This window comes from Amycolatopsis sp. NPDC088138, from assembly GCF_044741685.1.
In the GTDB taxonomy this organism is placed as follows: Bacteria; Actinomycetota; Actinomycetes; order Mycobacteriales; family Pseudonocardiaceae; genus Amycolatopsis.
On record NZ_JBIUTB010000004.1, the window covers coordinates 299,253 to 317,001 of the forward strand.

A 17,749-nucleotide genomic window follows, 5' to 3' on the forward strand; every position below is an offset into this window, starting at 1 on the left:
TGCAGCCGCGGGACGGGCACCCGGTGTGCGTACGGGGAGTAAACCGGGGACACTCGTCCGCTGTGACCGCACCGGCTTGGCTCGAAGTGCTCAACGAGACGTTGGACGCGTGCCGCACGCACGGCCGCGCCGATCTCGCCGAGCGCCTCCGCAGACGTCGTGACGCCCCCGAAGGGCAGATCCGTCTCGGCGTGCTCGGCTTCCCCAAACAGGGCAAGGGATACCTGCTCAACGCCATCCTGAACGCGCCGGTGTGCGCGGTCGGCGACGCCGCCACCTCGGCCGTGCCGACCGAGATCGCCTACGCCCCGGAACCCGCCGCGACCCTGGTCGGCCGGTCCCTCGAACGGATCCCCGTCGCGGTCGACCGGCTCACCGGTGAGCTCGGCGCCCGGCCGGCCGGCACGCTCAGCCGCGTCGAGGTCGGCGTGCCCCGCGAGCTCCTCGCGGCCGGGCTCGTCCTGGTCGACACCCCGCCGATCGGCGACCCCCGGTCGCCGCGCACCGCCGCCGCGCTCGACCTGCTGGCCGAAGCGGACGCGGTGATCATCGTCTCCGACGCGACCGCGCCGCTGAGCGCCGCCGAACTCGCGCTGGCCCGGCACGTGCGCACGTGGTGCCCGCACGTCGTGCTGGCGCTGACCAAGATCGACGCCAGCCCGGGCTGGCGCGCCGTCGCCGAAGCCGACCGCAAGATGCTCGCCGAGGCGGGGATCGACTCGCCGGTCCTGCCGGTGTCCGCGGTCGTGCGCCAGGCCGCGGCCAAGGCCGGTGACGCGGATCTCAACACCCGCTCGGGTTTCCCCGAGCTGCTCACCTGGATCACCGAGCAGGCCGCCCGGCCGCCGGAGCAGTCCCGCGCGCTGCTCGCCGCGGTGGGTGTGCGCGCCGCCGCGGCGGAGCTGGTGGAGTCGCTGCGCGACCGCGCCGACGCCGCGGGCCAGGACGCCGGGCTCGGCCAGGCGGCGCTGCTGCAGCGGGCGCAACGCCGGGCCGACGACCTGCGCCGGCAGAACACCCGGTGGCAGAACCTGCTTTCCGACGAGATCACCGACCTGCTGGCCGACGCCGAGTACGACCTGCGCGAGCGGACACGCAAGATCGTCAACACCATCGACCAGACCTTCGACGAAGGCGACCCGGCGAAGGTGTGGGACGACTTCGCGCCGTGGCTGGACGACGCGCTCGCCGACGCGGTCGAAACCAACTACGCGTGGCTGACCGACCGGTCACAGTGGCTCGCGCAGGCGGTCGCGACCTGTTTCGGCACGCAGTACGACCAAGCGCTGCCGGATCTGCCGCTCGACGGTTCGGGCATCGAAAACCTCGACGACGTCCGGCGGCCGAAGATCGAGAAGTTCAAGATCGGCCAGCAGGCCTTCACCGGCCTGCGCGGGTCGTACGGCGGTGTCCTGATGTTCGGCCTGGTCACCAGCCTGCCCTGGCTGGGGCTGCCGTTGATCAACCCGGTCTCGATCACCGCCGGCGCGGCGTTCGCCGTGAAGACGATCCGCGACGAGGGCGGGATGCGGCTGCAGCGCCGCCAGGCCGTCGCCAAGCAGGCCGCCCAGCGGCACGTCGACGACGTCTTCCTGCGCTTCGGCAAGGAATGCCGGGACGCGGTCCGCATGGTGCAGCGGCGCCTGCGGGACCACTTCACCGGGCTCGCCGAGGAGCTCGCGGACGAGCTGACGCACGAGCGCGAGACGATCCTGGCCGGCTCGGCCGAGCGCGAACGGCGGACGGTGCACATCCGCCGTGAGATCGACCGGCTCGCCGGCCTGCACCAGCGCGCGGGCGAGCTCGGCACGATCGCCGGCCGGCAGCGGCGGGAGCTTTCGGCGTGACCCAGGACGTCCGCGACCTGCTGGCCGCCGCGGCCGGGCTCTACCGCGACGACCCGCGCGCGTCGGCGATGCTGCTCGACTGCCAGCACCGGCTGGAGCAACCGCTGCGCGTCGCGTTCGCCGGGGCGCCGTCGTCCGGGAAGACGACGCTCGCCGCGGCGCTGGGGGAGTGGCCGACGCGGGCGCTGCGCGACGTCGTGCTGCTCGACGACCCGGGCCCGGCCGACGACTTCCCGGACGCGACGGTCCGCCTGGTGCGCCACCTCGAGCCGGACGAGCTCGCCGCCGCACACCAACCCGGCGGCTCGGCCTTCGCGCGGCAGAGCGCGGTCAACTCGGTGCTGGTGCTGGCCCGGGCCGACGAGGTCGGCGCGGGCCGGATCGACGCGCTGCTGACCGCGAAGCAGCTCGCGCGGCGGGCGTGGCGCGAAGACCCGCTGTGCACCGGGTTCCTGGGCGTGATCGCCGTCGCCGGGCAGCTGGCCTACGGCGGCCGCTCCCTGCGCGACGACGAGTTCGACCTCCTGGCCGCCTTCGCCGCGGTACCGCGTGAGGAATTGGAACGGCACGTGCTTTCGGTGGATTCCTTCACCGACCCGGCGTTCCCCGGCCCGATCCCGGTGGAGACGCGCCGGTCGCTGGTGGTGCGGTTCGGGATGTTCGGCGTCCGCCTGGCGCTGACGCTGATCCGCACCGGCTGCGACGACCGCGTCAAGCTCTCGGCGGAACTCGTCCGCCGCAGCGGCCTCGGCGAACTGCGGGACACCCTGGCGGGGTGTTTCGTCGCGCGGGCCGAAGCGTTGAAGGCGCGCACGGCGGTGATCCGCCTGGAAGCGTTGCTGGCGGCGCAACCCCGCCCGGGCGGCGACCGCTTGGTGTCGCGAGTGGAGCGCTTCGCGGCGGCCGCGCACGATTTCCGCGAGCTGCGCCTGATCGCCGACATCCGCGGCGGCCGCACGGCGCTGTCCGGCGACCCGGCGGAGGAAGCGGTCCGGCTGCTCGGCGCCCAGGGCACCGCCCCGGCCGACCGCCTCGGCCTGGAGCCGGACGCGGACCCGGGCGAGATCTACGACTCAGGCCTCGACGCGCTGCGCCGCTGGCGCCACGAGGCCGAGCGCCCGGACCGCCCGCACGCAGAACGCACCGCGGCGCACGTCGTGGTGCGGTCGACCGAAGGCCTGCTGGCCCTGTTCGGCTGAGCAAGTTCGTCGGCAGGCTTTCGGACGACCGGCTGTGCATTGTCGGCTTGGCGAGCCCACTAGCGCGCTTCGGGCGACCGCCTGCGCATATTCCCGCTTGAGCAGTCCACCGGAGAGTTTCGGGCGACCGGCTGGCGCTTTGCCGAGCCAGCCCGTCGGTAACCTTTCGAGCGAATCCGGCTGGCGCGGTTTCGGCTGAGCAAGTTGGCAAGCTCTTCGGGCGACCGGCCGCGCATCGTCGGTTGAGCAAGTCCGTCGGCAAGCTTTCGGGCGAGCGGCGGGCGTATCTTTCGGCTGAGCGAGCCCGTCGGCAGGCTTTCGGGCGAACGGCCGCGCATCGTCGGTTGAGCGGGCCCATTGGCAGGCTTTCGGGCGACTGGCGGGCCTATCGCTCGGCTGAGCGAGCCCGTCGGCAGCCTTCCGGGCGAACCGGTCGACGTATCTTTCGGCCGAGCCAGCCCGTCGGCAAAGCTTTTTGAGCGAATCCGGGCGGTGCAGTTTCGGCCGAGCAAATCCGCCGGCAAGCCTTCGGGCGACCGGCCGCACATTGCCTGCACGGCCCCAACTCCCGGTACGCGCGCCCCCACCCACCTCGGGGGGGGCGTGCCCTTGTCCAGTCTATCGGTGCGAGGGGCGCTCAGCGGGGGCTCGGGAAATCTGTGGACAACTCAGGTCGATGTGGACAACTCCGCCGCCTGGGCCGGTTCGCGCTTGACAGACGCGTGCCGGGCATTCACCCGGTGGCCGCTCGGCTCGGTGGTCCTTGTCCGGCCTTGACGCCCCGTCCGGCAGCGACGCACCATAGAGCGGTCTACGGCCCGAAGGGATACCCGCCATGCCCGAAGACCACCGCCCCCGGGTCCGGCTGTTCGGCGAGGTTCTCGCGCACTGGGCGCGGGAACGTCCCGCGGACACCGCGCTCGTCTACGGCGACCGTTCGTGGACCTGGGCGGAGTTCGACGAACGCGTCCGGCGGCTGTCGGGCGCGCTGGCGGTGGCCGGGGTCGGCCGGGGTGATCGCGTCGCGTTCGTCGACAAGAACCACCCGGCCTGCCTGGAGACGACCTTCGCGGCGGCCGGGATCGGCGCCGCGAACGCCGTGGTCAACTGGCGGCTCTCCGGCGACGAACTCGCCTACGTGCTCGCGGACGCCGGCGCCAAGGTCGTTTTCGTGGGTGCCGAGCTGCTGCCCGCCGTCGAGGCGGTCCGGGACCGGCTGCCCGCGGTGGAGCGCGTGGTGGTCGTCGGAGATGAATACGAGTCCCTCCTTACCGCGGAACCCTTGGGGCCACAGGAACTCGACGAGAACGACGGCGTCCTGGTCATGTACACCAGCGGTACCACCGGCTTCCCCAAGGGCGCCGTGCTGACCCATCGCAGCATCCTTGCCCACGGCATCGCCGCGGGCACCGCGTTCCCGATCGGCCCGGGTGACGTCAACCTCGTCGCGATGCCGCTGTTCCACGTCGGCGGCAGCTGCTACGCGGTTTCCGGCTTCCTGTACGGCGAACCGTCCTACCTGACGCGCGAGCCGGACGCCGCCTCGCTGTTCGCCGCGCTCTCGGCCGGGATCACGCACGCCTTCCTCGTGCCCGCCGTCGTCGCCGGGATCGCGCAGGCCGGTGAGCAGGCGATGCAGGCGTTCTCGAAGATGAAGTACCTCTGTTACGGCGCTTCGCCGATGCCGCTTCCCTTGCTGCGCAAGGCGTTGGCCGCCTGGCCGGACGTCAGGTTCGCCCAGGTCTACGGCATGACCGAGCTGTCCGGCGCGGTCACCGCGCTCGACCCGGAGGCGCACCGCGACGAGTCCCACCCGGAACGGCTGGCCTCGGCGGGCACCGCACTGTCCGGTGTGGACATCCGCATCGTCGACCCGGTCACGCTTGAAGACACCGAGTCCGGCGAGGTGTGGATCCGGACCGACCAGCGGATGGCGGGCTACCTCGGCAATCCCGAGGCGACCGCGGAGACCATTGTGGACGGCTGGGTGCGCACCGGCGACGTCGGCCGTCTCGACGACGGCGGGTTCCTGTTCCTCGAGGACCGCGTCAAGGACATGATCATCACCGGCGGCGAGAACGTGTACTCACCCGAGGTCGAGCGGGTGGTCGCCGAGTTCCCCGGCGTCACGGAGGTCGCCGTGATCGGCGTCCCGGACGAGCGCTGGGGCGAGCAGGTCAAGGCCGTCGTCGCCGGCGACCAGCTCGACGCCGACAAGCTCATGGAGTTCTGCCGCGAGCGCTTGGCGCACTACAAGTGCCCGCGCAGCGTGGACGTCGTGGAAGCGTTGCCGCGCAACGCGACCGGCAAGATCCTGAAGCGATCACTGCGCGAGCCGTACTGGCGGGACCGGAGCCGGAACGTCTGATGCCGCCGGTCACGCGGCAGGCCTACTTCGAGGCCGCGCTGGAAGTGCTGGCGGAGCACGGGTTCACCGAGCTGAACGTCGGACGGCTCTGCCGCGACCTCGGCGTCACGAGCGGGTCGTTCTACCACCACTTCGGCGGCTGGCCGGGGTTCGTCGAGCAGCTCCTGGACCACTGGGAGCACCGGCAGGTGCGGATCCTGCGCGAGCAGGATTTCGGCACCGGCGGGCCGTCGGCGGACTTCGCCGCGTTGATGGACCTCACGCTGGGGCTGCACCACGAGGCCGAGGCGGCGATCCGGGCGTGGGCGATGAACGACGAAGGCGTTCGGGCGGCCCAGAAACGCGTCGACGAGGCCCGGCTGCGGACGGTCGGCAAGGCGGTCAAGGGCATCGTCGGCGAGCGTGAGCTGGCCCGGACGTTGACGTCGCTGGGCATGGCGATGCTCGTCGGGCACCAGCAGCTGACGTCGGCGGGGGAGCACAGCGAGCTGGCGGCGCTGCTGGCCGAGTACACCCGGCTGGTGCACTCGCGCGCGGGTTAGGCGTTGCCGAGCACCCGGTTCACGGTGATTTCCAGGACCACGCGCTGCGGGTTCGGCTTCGGCTGGCGATAGCGCGCGGCGTAACGGTTTTCCGCGTCACGCACCGATTCCGGGTCGTCGCGCAGCACCGCACGTCCCTCCAAAGTGGACCACTTCGGGCCTTCGAGCTGGCAGACCGCGGCCGGGATGCCGTCGGCACCCGTGGCCCGGACCAGCCGGGCCTTGACCGACGAGTCGAACGTGATCACGCGGGCGATCCCGGCTTCGAAGTCGACGGTCACGCCGACCGCGACGACGTGCGGGGTGCCGTCCGGGCGGACGGTCGTCAGGGACGCCAGGCGCCGTTCGGTCCAGAACGCGCGGAAGTCCGGCCCGCGGCCGTCGAGGTTCATGGCTCCCACGCTAGTCCGTCCGGGCGATCGGCGGAGGGTGAAACCACTCACGGTAATTGTAAGGAAAGTTTCCTAACAGTCTTGACCAGGTCTTGAACCTTCTGTCACGCTCTGAACCGCCATCGCCGCAGCCAACGATGTCGGAGGATTCATGAAGAAGATCGTCCGGGCGGTGGTGGCCACGGCCGCCTTGGCCGCCGGGCTGCTGAGCGTGCCGACGACCGCGAACGCGGCCGGCACGCCGTACGTGCCGGGAACCCTGCGGCCCTCGGTCTCGCAGGCCACCCAGGACCAGGTGCTCCAGAAGTACTACGACTTCTGGAAGAAGAACTTCCTGACGACCAAGTGCGGCAGCGGTACCTACGCCGTGCTGTCCAAGGACGCCGACCACTCCTTCGTCGCCGAAGGCGAGGGTTACGGCGTGACGATCTCCGCGATGATGGCCGACAAGGACCCGCAGGCCCGCGCGATCGTCGACGGGATCGTGAAGTTCGTGAAGGCGCACCCGTCGGTCAACAACAAGGACCTGCACGCGGCCGAGCAGGATGCGAACTGCAAGAGCGTCAACGGCAGCGACTCGGCGACCGACGGCGACCTCGAAATCGCGTACGGCCTCCTGATCGCGGACACGAAGTGGGGCAGCACCGGCTCGGTCAACTACAAGGCCGAGGCCGTCCGGATCATCAACGCGATCAAGAAGAGCGAAGTCAACAACAGCACCAAGTTCACGCTGCTCGGCGACTGGGGCAACGACGCGGAGTACAAGAACAGCTCGCGTTCGTCGGACTGGATGCCCGGGCACCTGCGGGCGTTCGCGAAGGCCACCGGCGACAGCTTCTGGGACTCGGTGCGCACCCGCTCGGAGACCGCGGTGAGCCAGCTGCAGTCGCAGTACGCGCCGAACACCGGGCTGCTGCCGGACTTCGTGGTGAACACGAACTCGACGCCGAAGCCGGCGCCGGCGGACTTCCTCGAGGGCCCGTACGACGGCAAGTACAGCTGGAACGCCTGCCGCGACCCGTGGCGCCTCGGCGCGGACGCGATCACGGCGTCGGGCAGCGCGGCCAAGGCGCAGGTCGCCAAGATGAACACGTGGATCAAGTCCGCGACGGGCGGGGACCCGTCGAAGATCCAGAGTGGCTACTCGCTGTCGGGCACCAAGACCGAGAGCGGTCAGCACCCGTGCTTCACGGCGCCGTTCGCGGTGGCGGCGATGACGGACCCGGGCAGCCAGGCGTGGCTCGACAAGCTGTGGACGTCGATCGCGTCGTTCTCCCCGGACTCGACGGACTACTACGGCACGGGCATCACGGTCCAGGTGCTGCTCATCCTGACCGGTAATTACGTGGCTGCTTGATCGCGCCGGCCGTCTCGCACCGGTATTTCGGGTGCGGGGCGGCCGGTTCGTGCGTGAAACTGGGGCCATGACCGGTCACCCGCGCAGTGTCGAGGAGCTGACCCGTGCGCTCGACGCGGGGAAGCGGTTCAAGTACGTGTACTTCTGGGGCAATCAGCCGCCGCGCGGAGGCGGTGTCGGCTCGGGGTGTCTCAGCCAGTGGTGGCCGTCGCCGTTCGTGGTCGACGACGTCCGGTTCGCCACGGCCGAGCACTACATGATGTGGCGCAAGGCGAAGCTCTTCGGCGACGACGAGGTGGCCGCCCAGGTCCTGACCGCGGTGCATCCCAAGCGGGCCAAGGACTTCGGCCGTCGCGTCCGGCGTTTTGACGAAGCGACGTGGGCCGCTTGCCGCCGCGAGATCGTCGTCGACGGCAACGTCGCGAAGTTCGCCCAGCACCCCGATCTCGGCCGCTACCTGACCGGCACCGGCGATCGTGTGCTGGTCGAGGCGAGCCCCGTCGACCGGGTGTGGGGAGTCGGCCTGGCCTCGGACCACCCAGAGGTGGGGAAGCCGCGCAGCTGGCGTGGGCTGAACCTGCTCGGCTTCGCCCTCGCCGACGTCCGGGCTCAGCTCGGTTCGCGCAGCGGGAGCCCGGCCGCGCGGTAGATCGCGTCGATCACGCTCATCGTCTTCACGGCGTCCTCGGCCGACGTCTTCACCGGCGCGCCTTCCAGGACCGCCGCCGCGAAGGCGTCCAGCTGGTAGGCGTACGACGCCCGCCGCGGGAGCCGCTCGACGCGGCGGGCGCCGCCGGTCCGGACCGTCAGGCGGTGGTACACCTGCGGGGACGCGGGGTTGAGCACGCTCAGCGACCCCTGCGAGCCGGTCACCTTCGCGCTGATCTTCAGCACGGCCGACGACCACATCGAGCACTGGACCCGGCCCGTGTGACCCGACGGGTAGCGCAGCTCGGCCGTCATCGCGCGGTCGATCTTCGCGTCACGCAGTTTCGCCTGTGCCGAAACGACTTCCGGGGTCTCGCCGCCGCCGAAGGTGCGGGCCATGTGGACGGCGTAGCAGCCGGCGTCCATCGTCGCGCCGCCCGCGAGGTCGTAGTTGTAGCGGATGTCGGAGAACTTGGGCAGCGGGAAGCACAACGCGGTCTCGACGCGCTGGAGCTCACCCAGCTCGCCCGACGCGACGATCTCCTCCACCCGCAGGGCGAGCGGGTGGTAGCGGTAGTGGAAGGCCTCCATCACGACGCGGTCCGAGGTGGCGGCCAGATCGGCGATCTCGCGGGCCTCGGCCGCGTTGGCGGTGAAGGGCTTCTCGCACAGGACGTGCTTGCCGGCTGCCATCGCCGCCTTGGTCCACCGGCCGTGGAGGCCGTTCGGCAACGGGTTGTAGACGGCGTCGACGTCGGGGTCATCGAGCAGGGCCTCGTAGGACGAGTGCGTCCGCGGGATGCCGTGCTTGGTGGCAAACGCTTGCGCCCGGCCGGCGTCGCGGGCGGCCACCGCGACGACCTCGACGCCGGCGTTGGCCGAGGCGGGTTTGACCAGGGCGGTGGGTGCGATCCGGGCCGCACCCAGGATGCCGATCCGCAGGCTCATGGCGCGAAGCTAGCACCGGTGGGGATGGGCTTGGTTGTCAGCTGGGCGAACGGTCCGTTCGTGCTGTTTTGGGTGCGAACGGGCCGTTTGTGCTTGGTTGCTCGTTGGGGTTCGGGTGCGCGAACGGTCCGTTGGTGCGCTTTGGGGCGCGAGCGGTCCGTGCGTGCCTTGCCGGTGGTTCGCCGGTGGCCCGTTCGTGCTCGGCGGTGGTCGCGAACGGGCCGCTCGTGCTTTTCGCCCAACTCTGCTGGGCGTGAATGGTCCGCTCGCGCCGCGGCGGCGGTCACCAGTGGACCGCTCGTGCCCCGGGTGGTGGTTGCGAACGGGCCGTTCGTGCGCCCCCGGCCGTCACCAGCGGCCCGTTCGTGTCTCGCGGTGGTCGCCAGTGGACCGTTCGTGCACGCCCGGGGTCGGCAGTGGGTGGGTTGCCAGCGGCCCGTTCGCGCACCCAGGCCGTCACCAGCGGCCCGTTCGCGTCTCGCGGCGGTTGCCAACGGACCGTTCGCGCACCCTCGGCGGGGGACGAGTGGACCGTTCGTGCCTCGCCGTTGTCACCAAAGGGCCGTTCGGCACCTCGGTGGTCGTCACCAACTGGCCGTTCAGCGCACCCCCAGCTGGGCACGAGCGGCCCGTTCGTGCCAGGCGTGAACCGACCCAGTCAGATTTCAACAGCCAGTTGACCTCTTCAACAACGAGTTGTACCGTTCCGCCCAGCCGAACAGTGGAGGTCCGCTATGTCCCGTTCCCGTGCAGTTCAGGCGGTGTTGCTCGCGAGCCTGGCCGCTCTGGTGACCGCCTGCGGTGGTGGCCCCGACGGTGCGGGCGGGACCTCGCAGGCTCCCGGCGCGCCCGCGTCCGGCATCCCCGACACCGCCGCCATCGTCCAGGGTGTGCAGAAGGATGCCCAGCTCAACGCCGCTCTCCCCGCGAACGTCAAGCAGGCCGGGGTGCTGCACCTGGCGTCGAACCTGCAGTCCGCGCCCAACAACTTCTACGCCGCCGATGGCAAGACGCCGATCGGCTACGAGGTTGATCTCGCCAAGGCCATCGCGGCCAAGCTCGGCCTGACCGTGACGCACCAGGACATGGCCTTCGGCTCGCTCATCACCAGCCTCCAGTCCGGCCGCATCGACCTCACCATGGCCGGGATGAACGACACCAAGGCCCGCCAGGCGCAGATCGACTTCGTCGACTACTTCACCTCCGGCATCACGATCATGACCCGCAAGGGCAACCCGGACGGCATCACCGGGCCGGACGCCCTTTGTGGCAAGAACGTCGCCGTCGTGCAGGGGACCAGTCACCAGAAGTTCGCCGCGACGCAGAGCACCAAGTGCACGTCGGCCGGGAAGCCCGCGGTGAACGTGACCGCGACCGACAGTGACAACCAGAACCAGAACCAGCTGCGCACCGGGCGCGTCGCGGCGATCCTCAACGACCTGCCCAGCGCCGTCTACATCTCGCGGACCGCGGGCGAGGGCAAGTTCTTCGAGGTCGTCCCCGGTGAGCCGATCGAAGGCGGGCCCTACGGCATCGGCGTCAACAAGCAGAACAAGCCGCTGACGGACTCCGTGCAGAAGGCTCTTCAGGCCCTCATCGCCGACGGCACCTACGGCAAGATCCTGCAGGCCTGGGGTGTCGACCAGGGCGCCATCAAGGAGGCCGCGGTCAATGGTGGATCGTGAGGTGGCGGCGGCTGAACCACTCCCGATCGTCCGGCTCCGCCACTGGGGCCGGTGGGTTGCCGCCGTCGTGATCGTGGCGTTGCTCGTGCTGCTGGGCATCGCGCTCGGCAACGCGCAGATCGAGTGGAACCAGGTCCCGGACTTCGTCTTCTTCAAGGTGATGGCGACCGGGCTGCTCAACACCGTCGTCCTCGCCGTGCTGTCGCAGGCCGTCGCGATCGTGCTCGGCATCGTCATCGCCCTGCTGCGCCGCAGCGCCAACCCGGTCGCCCGGTGGTTCGCCGCCGGCTACATCTGGATCTTCCGCGGCCTTCCGGTGCTGCTGCAGATCCTGCTCTGGTACAACCTGGCGCTCGTCTTCCCGGTGATCCACATCCCGTTCCTGGTCAACGAGCCGACGAACGTGCTGATCAGCGCGTTCACCGCGGCGTTCCTCGGCCTGGCGCTCAACGAAAGCGCGTACATGGCCGAGATCGTGCGGGCCGGGCTGAACAGTGTCGACAGTGGACAGACTGAAGCGGCGAAGTCGATCGGCATGACGCCCGCCGCGACGCTGCGCCGAGTCGTGCTGCCGCAGGCGATGCGCGTGATCATCCCGCCGACCGGCAACGACTTCATCAACATGCTCAAGGGCACGTCGATGGCGTCGGTGATCGGGGTGACCGAGCTGATCCACGCGGCCAACAACATCTCGTCGAACAACCTGCTGGTGATGGAGACGCTGCTGGCCGCGGCCGTCTGGTACATGGTCGTGGTGACCGTCGCCGGGGTCGGGCAGCACTACCTGGAACGCGCTTTCGGCCAGGCTGACCGAGGTCCGCTTTCCCGTGCGGGCAAGGCGTTGCGCGGCGTGCCACTGGTGAGGAGTGCCCGTGTCTGAACCACTGTTGCGCGCCGTCGGCGTCCGCAAGTCCTACGGCCACACCGAAGTCCTCGGCGGCATCGACCTCGAAGTCCACAAGGGACAGGTCGTCTGCCTGCTCGGGCCGTCCGGCGCCGGGAAGAGCACGTTCCTGCGCTGCATCAACCACCTCGAGACGATCGACGCCGGCCAGATCTGGGTCGACGGCGAGCCGATCGGCTACCGGCAGCGCGGCGGCAAGCTGTACGAGCTGCGCGAACGCGACGTCGCCCGCCAGCGCCGGGACATCGGCATGGTGTTCCAGCGGTTCAACCTGTTCGCGCACCGGACGGCGCTGGAGAACGTCGTCGAGGGGCCGATCCGGGTACTGGGCCTCAAATCGGACGAGGCCCGTAAGCAGGGCCTCGAGCTGCTCGACCGCGTCGGCCTCGCGCACCGCGGCGACGCCTACCCGGCGCAGCTGTCCGGCGGGCAGCAGCAACGGGTCGCGATCGCGCGGTCGCTGGCGATGAAACCCAAGCTGATGCTGTTCGACGAGCCGACGTCGGCGCTGGACCCGGAGCTGGTCGGGGAGGTGCTCGAGGTGATGAGTACGTTGGCGGGGGAGGGGATGACGATGGTCGTCGTGACGCACGAGATGAGCTTCGCCGCGGAGGCCGCCGACGAGGTGGTGTTCCTGGCCGACGGCGCTGTCGTCGAGACCGGGCCGCCTGATCAGGTACTGAGCGCGCCGAAGCACGAACGCACCCGGCAGTTCCTGGCGAGGATCCTCGCGTGACGCGGATTTCGCCCCGGTACCTGCTCCAGTTCGACGAGCCCGCCGGCTACCTCGACTTCGCCCGGTTCGGCCCGCCGTCCCACGCGGTGCTCGACACGACGGCCGCGCTGCTCGACCAGGCCACCACCGCTGGTCCGTCCACTGTGGACGAGCTGATGCGGCAGGAGATCCGGGCCAAGGCGGCGGCCGCGCGGCTGTCCGGTTCGGACACCGACCACACGGTCCTGCTGCCGCACACCAGCTTGGGGCTGTTCCAGGCCGCGTTCAACAGCAGCGGTGACGTCCTGGTGTCGGTCGCGGAGTTCCCGGCCAACACCTACCCGTGGGCCCGCGCCGAACAAGCGGGCCGGCTCAAGCTGAGGCGCCTGACCGGCGGTTACGTGACGCCTGAACGGGTCGCCGAGGCGTTGACGCCCGAGATCACCACCGTCAGCGTGAGCGCGGTCGACTTCCGCACCGGGTTCCGCGCCGACCTCGCCGCCCTGCGCGACGTCGTCGGCGACCGGCTCCTGGTCGTCGACGGCATTCAGGGCTTCGGGGTCGTCGAGGCGCCGTGGGAAGTCGCGGACGTCCTGGTCGTCGGCGGCCAGAAGTGGCTGCGCGCGGGCTGGGGCACCGGCTTCGCGGTGCTGTCGGACCGGGCGCTGGAACGGATGGACCCGGTGCTGTCGGGCTGGACCGGCGCCCGCGACCCCGGCCTGTTCGACGACGAGATCCACCCACCGGACGTGACCGCCCAGGCCTGGTCGATCTCGAACCTCAGCCCGATCACGTCCGGCGCGTTCGCCGAGGCCCTGGAGCTGGTCGAAGACGCCGGAGTCGGGGCCATCGCCGCCCGGATCGCGGAGCGGATCGGGTCCTTCGAGGACGTGCTGGCTTCCTGCGGCGCGGAGGTCGTCTCGGCCACCGAACGGCGGGCCGGGATCCTGGCGTTCACGCTGCCCGGCCACCCGGCCGAGCAAGTCGGCGCGGCGCTGGCCAACGCCGGGATCGCCGCGACCGTGCGGCCCGAGCACGTCCGGCTCTCGCCGCACGCGTCCACTCCGGCCGCCGCCGCGGATCTGCTGCGGGAGGCGTTGGAGACGCTGACCAAACCACGGGAACCCCTGGCCGTCCCGGCCGCGGGCGCGACGACGCACGAGGTGCTGACCGCGCTGGTGCCGGCGATCCCGGGGCTCGCGGCGATGCTCGGCCCGGGCAACGAGGTGCTGCTGCACGACCTGAGCCGGCTGCCCGACTCGATCGTCGCGATCGCGGGCGACCTGACCGGCCGCAGCGTCGGCGGCCCGATGACCGACCTGCTGCTCGGCCTGGTCCGCCGCGGCACCACCCAGGACCTGACGAACTACCGCACCCACGGCCCGGACGGCCGCGCGATCCGCTCGTCGACCCTGTTCCTGCGCGACGCCGACGGTGTGGCGGTCGGGTGCCTGTGCGTCAACAGCGTCGACACGGCCGCTTCGGCGGGGGGCAACGGCGAGCCGGAGACTTTCCCACCGGACGTCGACAGCCTGCAGCGGTTCCTGGTGGACCGGTCGATCGGCAAGGCGGGGATTCCGGTGGACCTGATGAAGAAGCGGCACAAGGCCGCGGTGGTGCGGGAACTCGACGAGGCGGGTTATTTTCTGATCAAGGACGCGGTCGACCACCTGGCCGGGCGGCTCGACGTCACCCGCTACACGATCTACAACTACCTCAACGAGATCCGCGGCTGAGGCTGCCCGATCGGACCTTGTCCGGGCCCGCGGCGTGGCGGACGATGTGCCGATGACCGAACCGGACACGCGGCGGGCGTTGCTGCGGCTGGAGACCGGCGACGACGCCGACGCCGAGGAGCTGGACCGGCTCGCCCGGCGGTTGCGGGCCGAGCTGGGCGAGCTGGACGTCGATGTGCTCGCCGTCCCCGCCGGGGAGCTGCCCGAAGGGGCGAAGGCCGCCGACCCGGTGACGATCGGCTCGCTCGTGGTGGCCTTCAGCGCGGCCGGTGGCGTCTTCCCGGGGCTGGTCGAGACGTTGCGCGAGTGGCTCGGCCGCCAGTCGGGCAAGCACCGGATCAAGGTGACGGTCGACGGCGACACCGTCGAGCTCGAACGCGCCACGGCGGCCGAGCGGCAGCAGCTGATCGACGCCTTCGTCCGCCGGCACGGCTGACCGTGCCGGGGCGGCACGCGCTGCTGATCGCGACCGAGACGTACGCCGACCCGGCACTGCGGCGGCTGACCGCTCCCGGCGGCGACGCCCGCGCGCTGGCGGAGGTGCTGAGCGACCCGGCGATCGCCGGGTTCGAGGTGACGACGCTGGTTGACCAGCCGCACCACGTCGTCGGCGAGGCCATCGGCGAGTTCTACCGCGGCCGCCGCCGCGACGAGCTGACGTTGCTGTACTTCACCGGCCACGGCGTGAAGGACGACGACGGCAGCCTCTACCTGGCGATGGCCAACACCCGCCGCGACAGCCTGATGTTCACCGCGCTGGCGGCCGACCAGGTCGAGCGCGCGCTGGCCGGCTGTGCGTCGCGGCAGAAGGTGCTGGTGCTCGACTGCTGTTACAGCGGCGCCTTCCCGGCCGGGAAGCTGGCGAAGGCGGGCACGGACGTGCACACGCTGGAGCGGTTCCAGGGCCGCGGCCGCGCGGTGCTCACCGCGTCCGACGCGACGCAGTACTCGTTCGAGGGTGACGCGGTGGTGGGTACGGCGGCCCGCTCGGTGTTCACCCGGCACCTGGTGGCGGGCCTGCGCGACGGGAGCGCGGACCTCGACCACGACGGCGACGTCACGGTCGACGAGCTGTACAGCTACGTCCACGAGCACGTGGTGGCGGAGATGCCGCGGCAGCGGCCGAAGCACCAGTCCGATGTGGAGGGTCGCATCGTGCTGGCGCGCAACCCGCGGTGGACGTTGCCGGAGTACCTGCGGCACGGCCTGGCGAGCCCGATCGCCTCGGACCGCTTGACGGCGCTGGAGGGGTTGCGGCGGCTCAACCGGGTGGGGAACGAGGTGGTCCGGGAGCGCACGGAAGTGGAGATCCGGCGGCTCGTCGATGACGACAGCCGGAGGGTCTCGGCGGCGGCCCAGGCATGGGTGGCTGCGGCTGCTGCGGCGGCATCGGTGGCTGAAATGTCAGTGAGTGATGTGCCGGTCGCTGAAATGTCAGTGGCTGAGCTGCCGGCGGTCGGGGTTGGGGAGGTGGAGAGCGGGCAGCCGGTGGTGGAAGTGTCGCCGGAGGAAGGTGGGCCGCAGGGGGAGGCTGCGCCGGTGGGGGAAAAGGTGCCGGTGGGGAAAGAGGCGCCGGTGGGGGAAGCTGCGCGGGTGCGGGAGAAGGTGCCGGTGGTGGAAGTACCGGCGGAAGTCGCACCGGTGGGGGAGGCTGCGCCGGTGGGGGAGGTTGCGCCGCTGGTGGGAGCTGCGCCGCCGGGGGAAGAGGCGCCGCTGATGGAGACGGCGCCGGCGCCGGTGGAGGAAGTCTCGCCGGTGGAATCTGTGGTGGAAGAGGCGCCGCCGATTGCCCCGGTTGCCGAGCCGCCGACGGCGGTGGTGAAACCGGATGTGGTTGTGCCGGGGACGATGGCGAAGCCGGATCCGGTCGTACCGGCAGTGGCGGCGGGTGGGGTTTCGACACCGGTGGCGAAACGGGGCTCACCCATTCCGCCGGTGCGGAGGGTGGGCTCGGCGGCAAAGGCGGCACCGGTACCAGCCCAGCCGAAACCGGCGGGACCGTCCGTGAAACGAACAGCCCCGCCGGCCCCGGACGTGCCCGGCAGCTCGGCTCGCGACGCCCGGTTCTACCTGGGGACCGCCGCGGTGATCGCCGTTCTGGCGACCGGGGTCCTGCTGACCGTGGGTGGGTTCAGCTGGGTCGTCCTGCTGCTCCTGCTCCTTTTCGCGATCTTCCTCGGACTGGGTCTCGGCGGCCTCAGACGTCAGTCCAAATAGGACTCCACCGCGTCCGCCGCCGCGGGGACTCCGCCGTGGCCGCGGACCTCTGCCTTCAACGACGCCAGCCGCGCGGCCACCGAGGGCGATGACGACACCTCGTCGACCGCCTTCCTCAGCGATGCGGCCGTCACCGAGGAGGCCGGCAGGTGCCGTCCAACACCTAGGGCTTCCAGCTGTGCCGCATTGCCGAACTGGTCCGCGGCCTGGGGGATCGCCACCGTCGGGACGCCGAACCACAGGGACTCCGTCGCGCCGCCCATGCCGGCGTGCGTGATGAACGCCGACGCCGCTTCCAGCACCGCCAGCTGCGGCACCGAAGTGAACACCTCCACCGAATCCGGTAAGGGTCCGAGCGCAGCAGGCGAAACGTGCTTCCCGAGTGACATCACGACGTGCCAGTCCGCGGCGAACGCCTCGACGCACGCGCGGTAGACGTCGAGCTGGTCGTTGTACGCCGTCCCGAACGAGACCAGCAGGACCGGCCTGCCGGACGACGGCGGTGTCCACGAACGGTCGGCCAGGCGCGCCGGGTCCAGGCAGGGCCCGACGAACCGGACGTGCGGGCCGACGCGGTCCGCGTACGGCTGCATCGCCCGGGGGATCAGCGACAGGACCCGCGACGGGTGCCCGAGCCACTCCCAAGCGTCCGCGAAGATGCCGTTCGCCCGCAGCCAAGAGGTGTACGTCGCGGCGTAGTCCACACCGGACGGTGACGCCTTGATCGGGGTCATCACCTCGGTCATGTCCTCGTCGTAGCCCTCCCAGGCGACCAGCGTCGGCGACAGCTGCACGGCGGGGACGCCGTACCGCTGCCCGAGCACCGGCGCGCCCAGCCCGCCGATGTCGTACAGCAGCAGGTCGGGCCGGTCTTGGTCGAAGACCGACGTCAGCCGCGGGTGGATGGCGATCGCCTCGTCGAGGAAGACGCGCATCGCGTCGGCCGGGTCGTCCGGCCAGACGGCGGACTCGCCGAGCGGGAAGAGCGTCGGGTGCTCGACGACATCAGCGCCGGTCGGTGACACCAGCCCGGTCAGCGGCGAGCCGACGACGTAGGACACGCGGTGCCCACGGCGCACCAGCTCGGTGATGACCCCCAGCGACGGGTAGACGTGGCTCGGCGCGCTGCAGCCGACCATGACGATGTGCTTGCGCAGCATGAGTCTCCTTCAAGAGGAAGAAGGGCAGACG

15 protein-coding genes are annotated in these 17,749 nt (G+C 70.9%); 12 read left to right on the top strand and 3 right to left on the bottom strand.

The window, feature by feature from the left end:
• The first annotated feature begins 62 nt into the window (after positions 1-62).
• From ACIOD2_RS22795 to ACIOD2_RS22810, 4 genes are all read left to right on the top strand, one after another.
• The gene (locus ACIOD2_RS22795; RefSeq protein WP_400541234.1) at positions 63-1,847 is read left to right on the top strand and encodes a dynamin family protein; all 1,785 of its coding nucleotides are present in this window, start codon (positions 63-65) and stop codon (positions 1,845-1,847) included.
• Positions 1,844-3,046, top strand: a complete 1,203-nt coding sequence (locus ACIOD2_RS22800; protein ID WP_400541237.1) for a GTPase — start codon at positions 1,844-1,846, stop codon at positions 3,044-3,046. Before ACIOD2_RS22795 ends, ACIOD2_RS22800 begins: the two co-directional genes overlap by 4 nt.
• A gap of 835 nt (positions 3,047-3,881) precedes the next feature.
• Positions 3,882-5,414, top strand: coding sequence for a long-chain-fatty-acid--CoA ligase (locus ACIOD2_RS22805; protein WP_400541240.1), 1,533 nt, complete (start codon positions 3,882-3,884; stop codon positions 5,412-5,414).
• Positions 5,414-5,956: a TetR/AcrR family transcriptional regulator gene (locus ACIOD2_RS22810; RefSeq protein WP_400541243.1), complete on the top strand. Its 543-nt coding sequence runs from the start codon at positions 5,414-5,416 to the stop codon at positions 5,954-5,956. Before ACIOD2_RS22805 ends, ACIOD2_RS22810 begins: the two co-directional genes overlap by 1 nt.
• On the opposite strand, the gene ACIOD2_RS22815 is transcribed toward ACIOD2_RS22810, so the two are convergent.
• Positions 5,953-6,348 (bottom strand): TIGR03618 family F420-dependent PPOX class oxidoreductase, encoded by a 396-nt coding sequence (locus ACIOD2_RS22815; protein ID WP_400541246.1) that lies wholly within the window; start codon positions 6,346-6,348, stop codon positions 5,953-5,955. The genes ACIOD2_RS22810 and ACIOD2_RS22815 overlap by 4 nt on opposite strands.
• Positions 6,349-6,499: 151 nt before the next feature.
• On the opposite strand from ACIOD2_RS22815, the gene ACIOD2_RS22820 reads away from it, so the two are divergent.
• On the top strand, positions 6,500-7,705 hold the full coding sequence (locus tag ACIOD2_RS22820; protein ID WP_400541249.1) for a glycosyl hydrolase family 8: 1,206 nt from the start codon (positions 6,500-6,502) through the stop codon (positions 7,703-7,705).
• Between the two features lie 67 nt (positions 7,706-7,772).
• Positions 7,773-8,354: an NADAR family protein gene (locus ACIOD2_RS22825; RefSeq protein ID WP_400541252.1), complete on the top strand. Its 582-nt coding sequence runs from the start codon at positions 7,773-7,775 to the stop codon at positions 8,352-8,354.
• Here the strand turns inward: ACIOD2_RS22825 and ACIOD2_RS22830 are convergent.
• Positions 8,315-9,301 carry a Gfo/Idh/MocA family protein gene (locus ACIOD2_RS22830; RefSeq protein ID WP_400541255.1) on the bottom strand — a complete coding sequence of 329 codons (987 nt, stop codon included), beginning with the start codon at positions 9,299-9,301 and terminating at the stop codon, positions 8,315-8,317. The two genes, ACIOD2_RS22825 and ACIOD2_RS22830, sit on opposite strands and share 40 nt — an antisense overlap.
• 734 nt (positions 9,302-10,035) lie before the next feature.
• Here ACIOD2_RS22830 and ACIOD2_RS22835 point away from each other — a divergent pair.
• From ACIOD2_RS22835 to ACIOD2_RS22860, 6 genes are read left to right on the top strand one after another with little or no spacing between them, the layout of a single operon-like run.
• On the top strand, positions 10,036-10,986 hold the full coding sequence (locus tag ACIOD2_RS22835) for an ABC transporter substrate-binding protein (protein ID WP_400541258.1): 951 nt from the start codon (positions 10,036-10,038) through the stop codon (positions 10,984-10,986).
• A gap of 1 nt (position 10,987) precedes the next feature.
• Entirely contained in the window at positions 10,988-11,866 is an 879-nt protein-coding gene (locus tag ACIOD2_RS22840; RefSeq protein WP_400543183.1) for an amino acid ABC transporter permease, read from the top strand.
• Entirely contained in the window at positions 11,859-12,626 is a 768-nt protein-coding gene (locus ACIOD2_RS22845) for an amino acid ABC transporter ATP-binding protein (protein ID WP_323332356.1), read from the top strand. Before ACIOD2_RS22840 ends, ACIOD2_RS22845 begins: the two co-directional genes overlap by 8 nt.
• Entirely contained in the window at positions 12,623-14,341 is a 1,719-nt protein-coding gene (locus tag ACIOD2_RS22850) for an aminotransferase class V-fold PLP-dependent enzyme (protein WP_400541263.1), read from the top strand. The genes ACIOD2_RS22845 and ACIOD2_RS22850 overlap by 4 nt, the downstream gene beginning before the upstream one ends.
• Before the next feature lie 52 nt (positions 14,342-14,393).
• Positions 14,394-14,777: a hypothetical protein gene (locus ACIOD2_RS22855; protein WP_400541266.1), complete on the top strand. Its 384-nt coding sequence runs from the start codon at positions 14,394-14,396 to the stop codon at positions 14,775-14,777.
• Between the two features lie 2 nt (positions 14,778-14,779).
• Entirely contained in the window at positions 14,780-16,558 is a 1,779-nt protein-coding gene (locus tag ACIOD2_RS22860) for a caspase family protein (RefSeq protein WP_400541269.1), read from the top strand.
• Here ACIOD2_RS22860 and ACIOD2_RS22865 read toward each other — a convergent pair.
• On the bottom strand, positions 16,546-17,718 hold the full coding sequence (locus tag ACIOD2_RS22865) for a macrolide family glycosyltransferase (RefSeq protein WP_400541271.1): 1,173 nt from the start codon (positions 17,716-17,718) through the stop codon (positions 16,546-16,548). The genes ACIOD2_RS22860 and ACIOD2_RS22865 overlap by 13 nt on opposite strands.
• Positions 17,719-17,749 lie beyond the last annotated feature (31 nt).

Coding starts and splice junctions, on each gene's coding strand:
- ACIOD2_RS22805 (WP_400541240.1), top strand. CDS start 3,882: ATGCCCGAAGACCACCGCCCCCGGGTCCGGCTGTTCGGCGAGGTTCTC.
- ACIOD2_RS22810 (WP_400541243.1), top strand. CDS start 5,414: ATGCCGCCGGTCACGCGGCAGGCCTACTTCGAGGCCGCGCTGGAAGTG.
- ACIOD2_RS22815 (WP_400541246.1), bottom strand. CDS start 6,348: ATGAACCTCGACGGCCGCGGGCCGGACTTCCGCGCGTTCTGGACCGAA.
- ACIOD2_RS22820 (WP_400541249.1), top strand. CDS start 6,500: ATGAAGAAGATCGTCCGGGCGGTGGTGGCCACGGCCGCCTTGGCCGCC.
- ACIOD2_RS22825 (WP_400541252.1), top strand. CDS start 7,773: ATGACCGGTCACCCGCGCAGTGTCGAGGAGCTGACCCGTGCGCTCGAC.
- ACIOD2_RS22830 (WP_400541255.1), bottom strand. CDS start 9,301: ATGAGCCTGCGGATCGGCATCCTGGGTGCGGCCCGGATCGCACCCACC.
- ACIOD2_RS22835 (WP_400541258.1), top strand. CDS start 10,036: ATGTCCCGTTCCCGTGCAGTTCAGGCGGTGTTGCTCGCGAGCCTGGCC.
- ACIOD2_RS22855 (WP_400541266.1), top strand. CDS start 14,394: ATGACCGAACCGGACACGCGGCGGGCGTTGCTGCGGCTGGAGACCGGC.
- ACIOD2_RS22865 (WP_400541271.1), bottom strand. CDS start 17,718: ATGCTGCGCAAGCACATCGTCATGGTCGGCTGCAGCGCGCCGAGCCAC.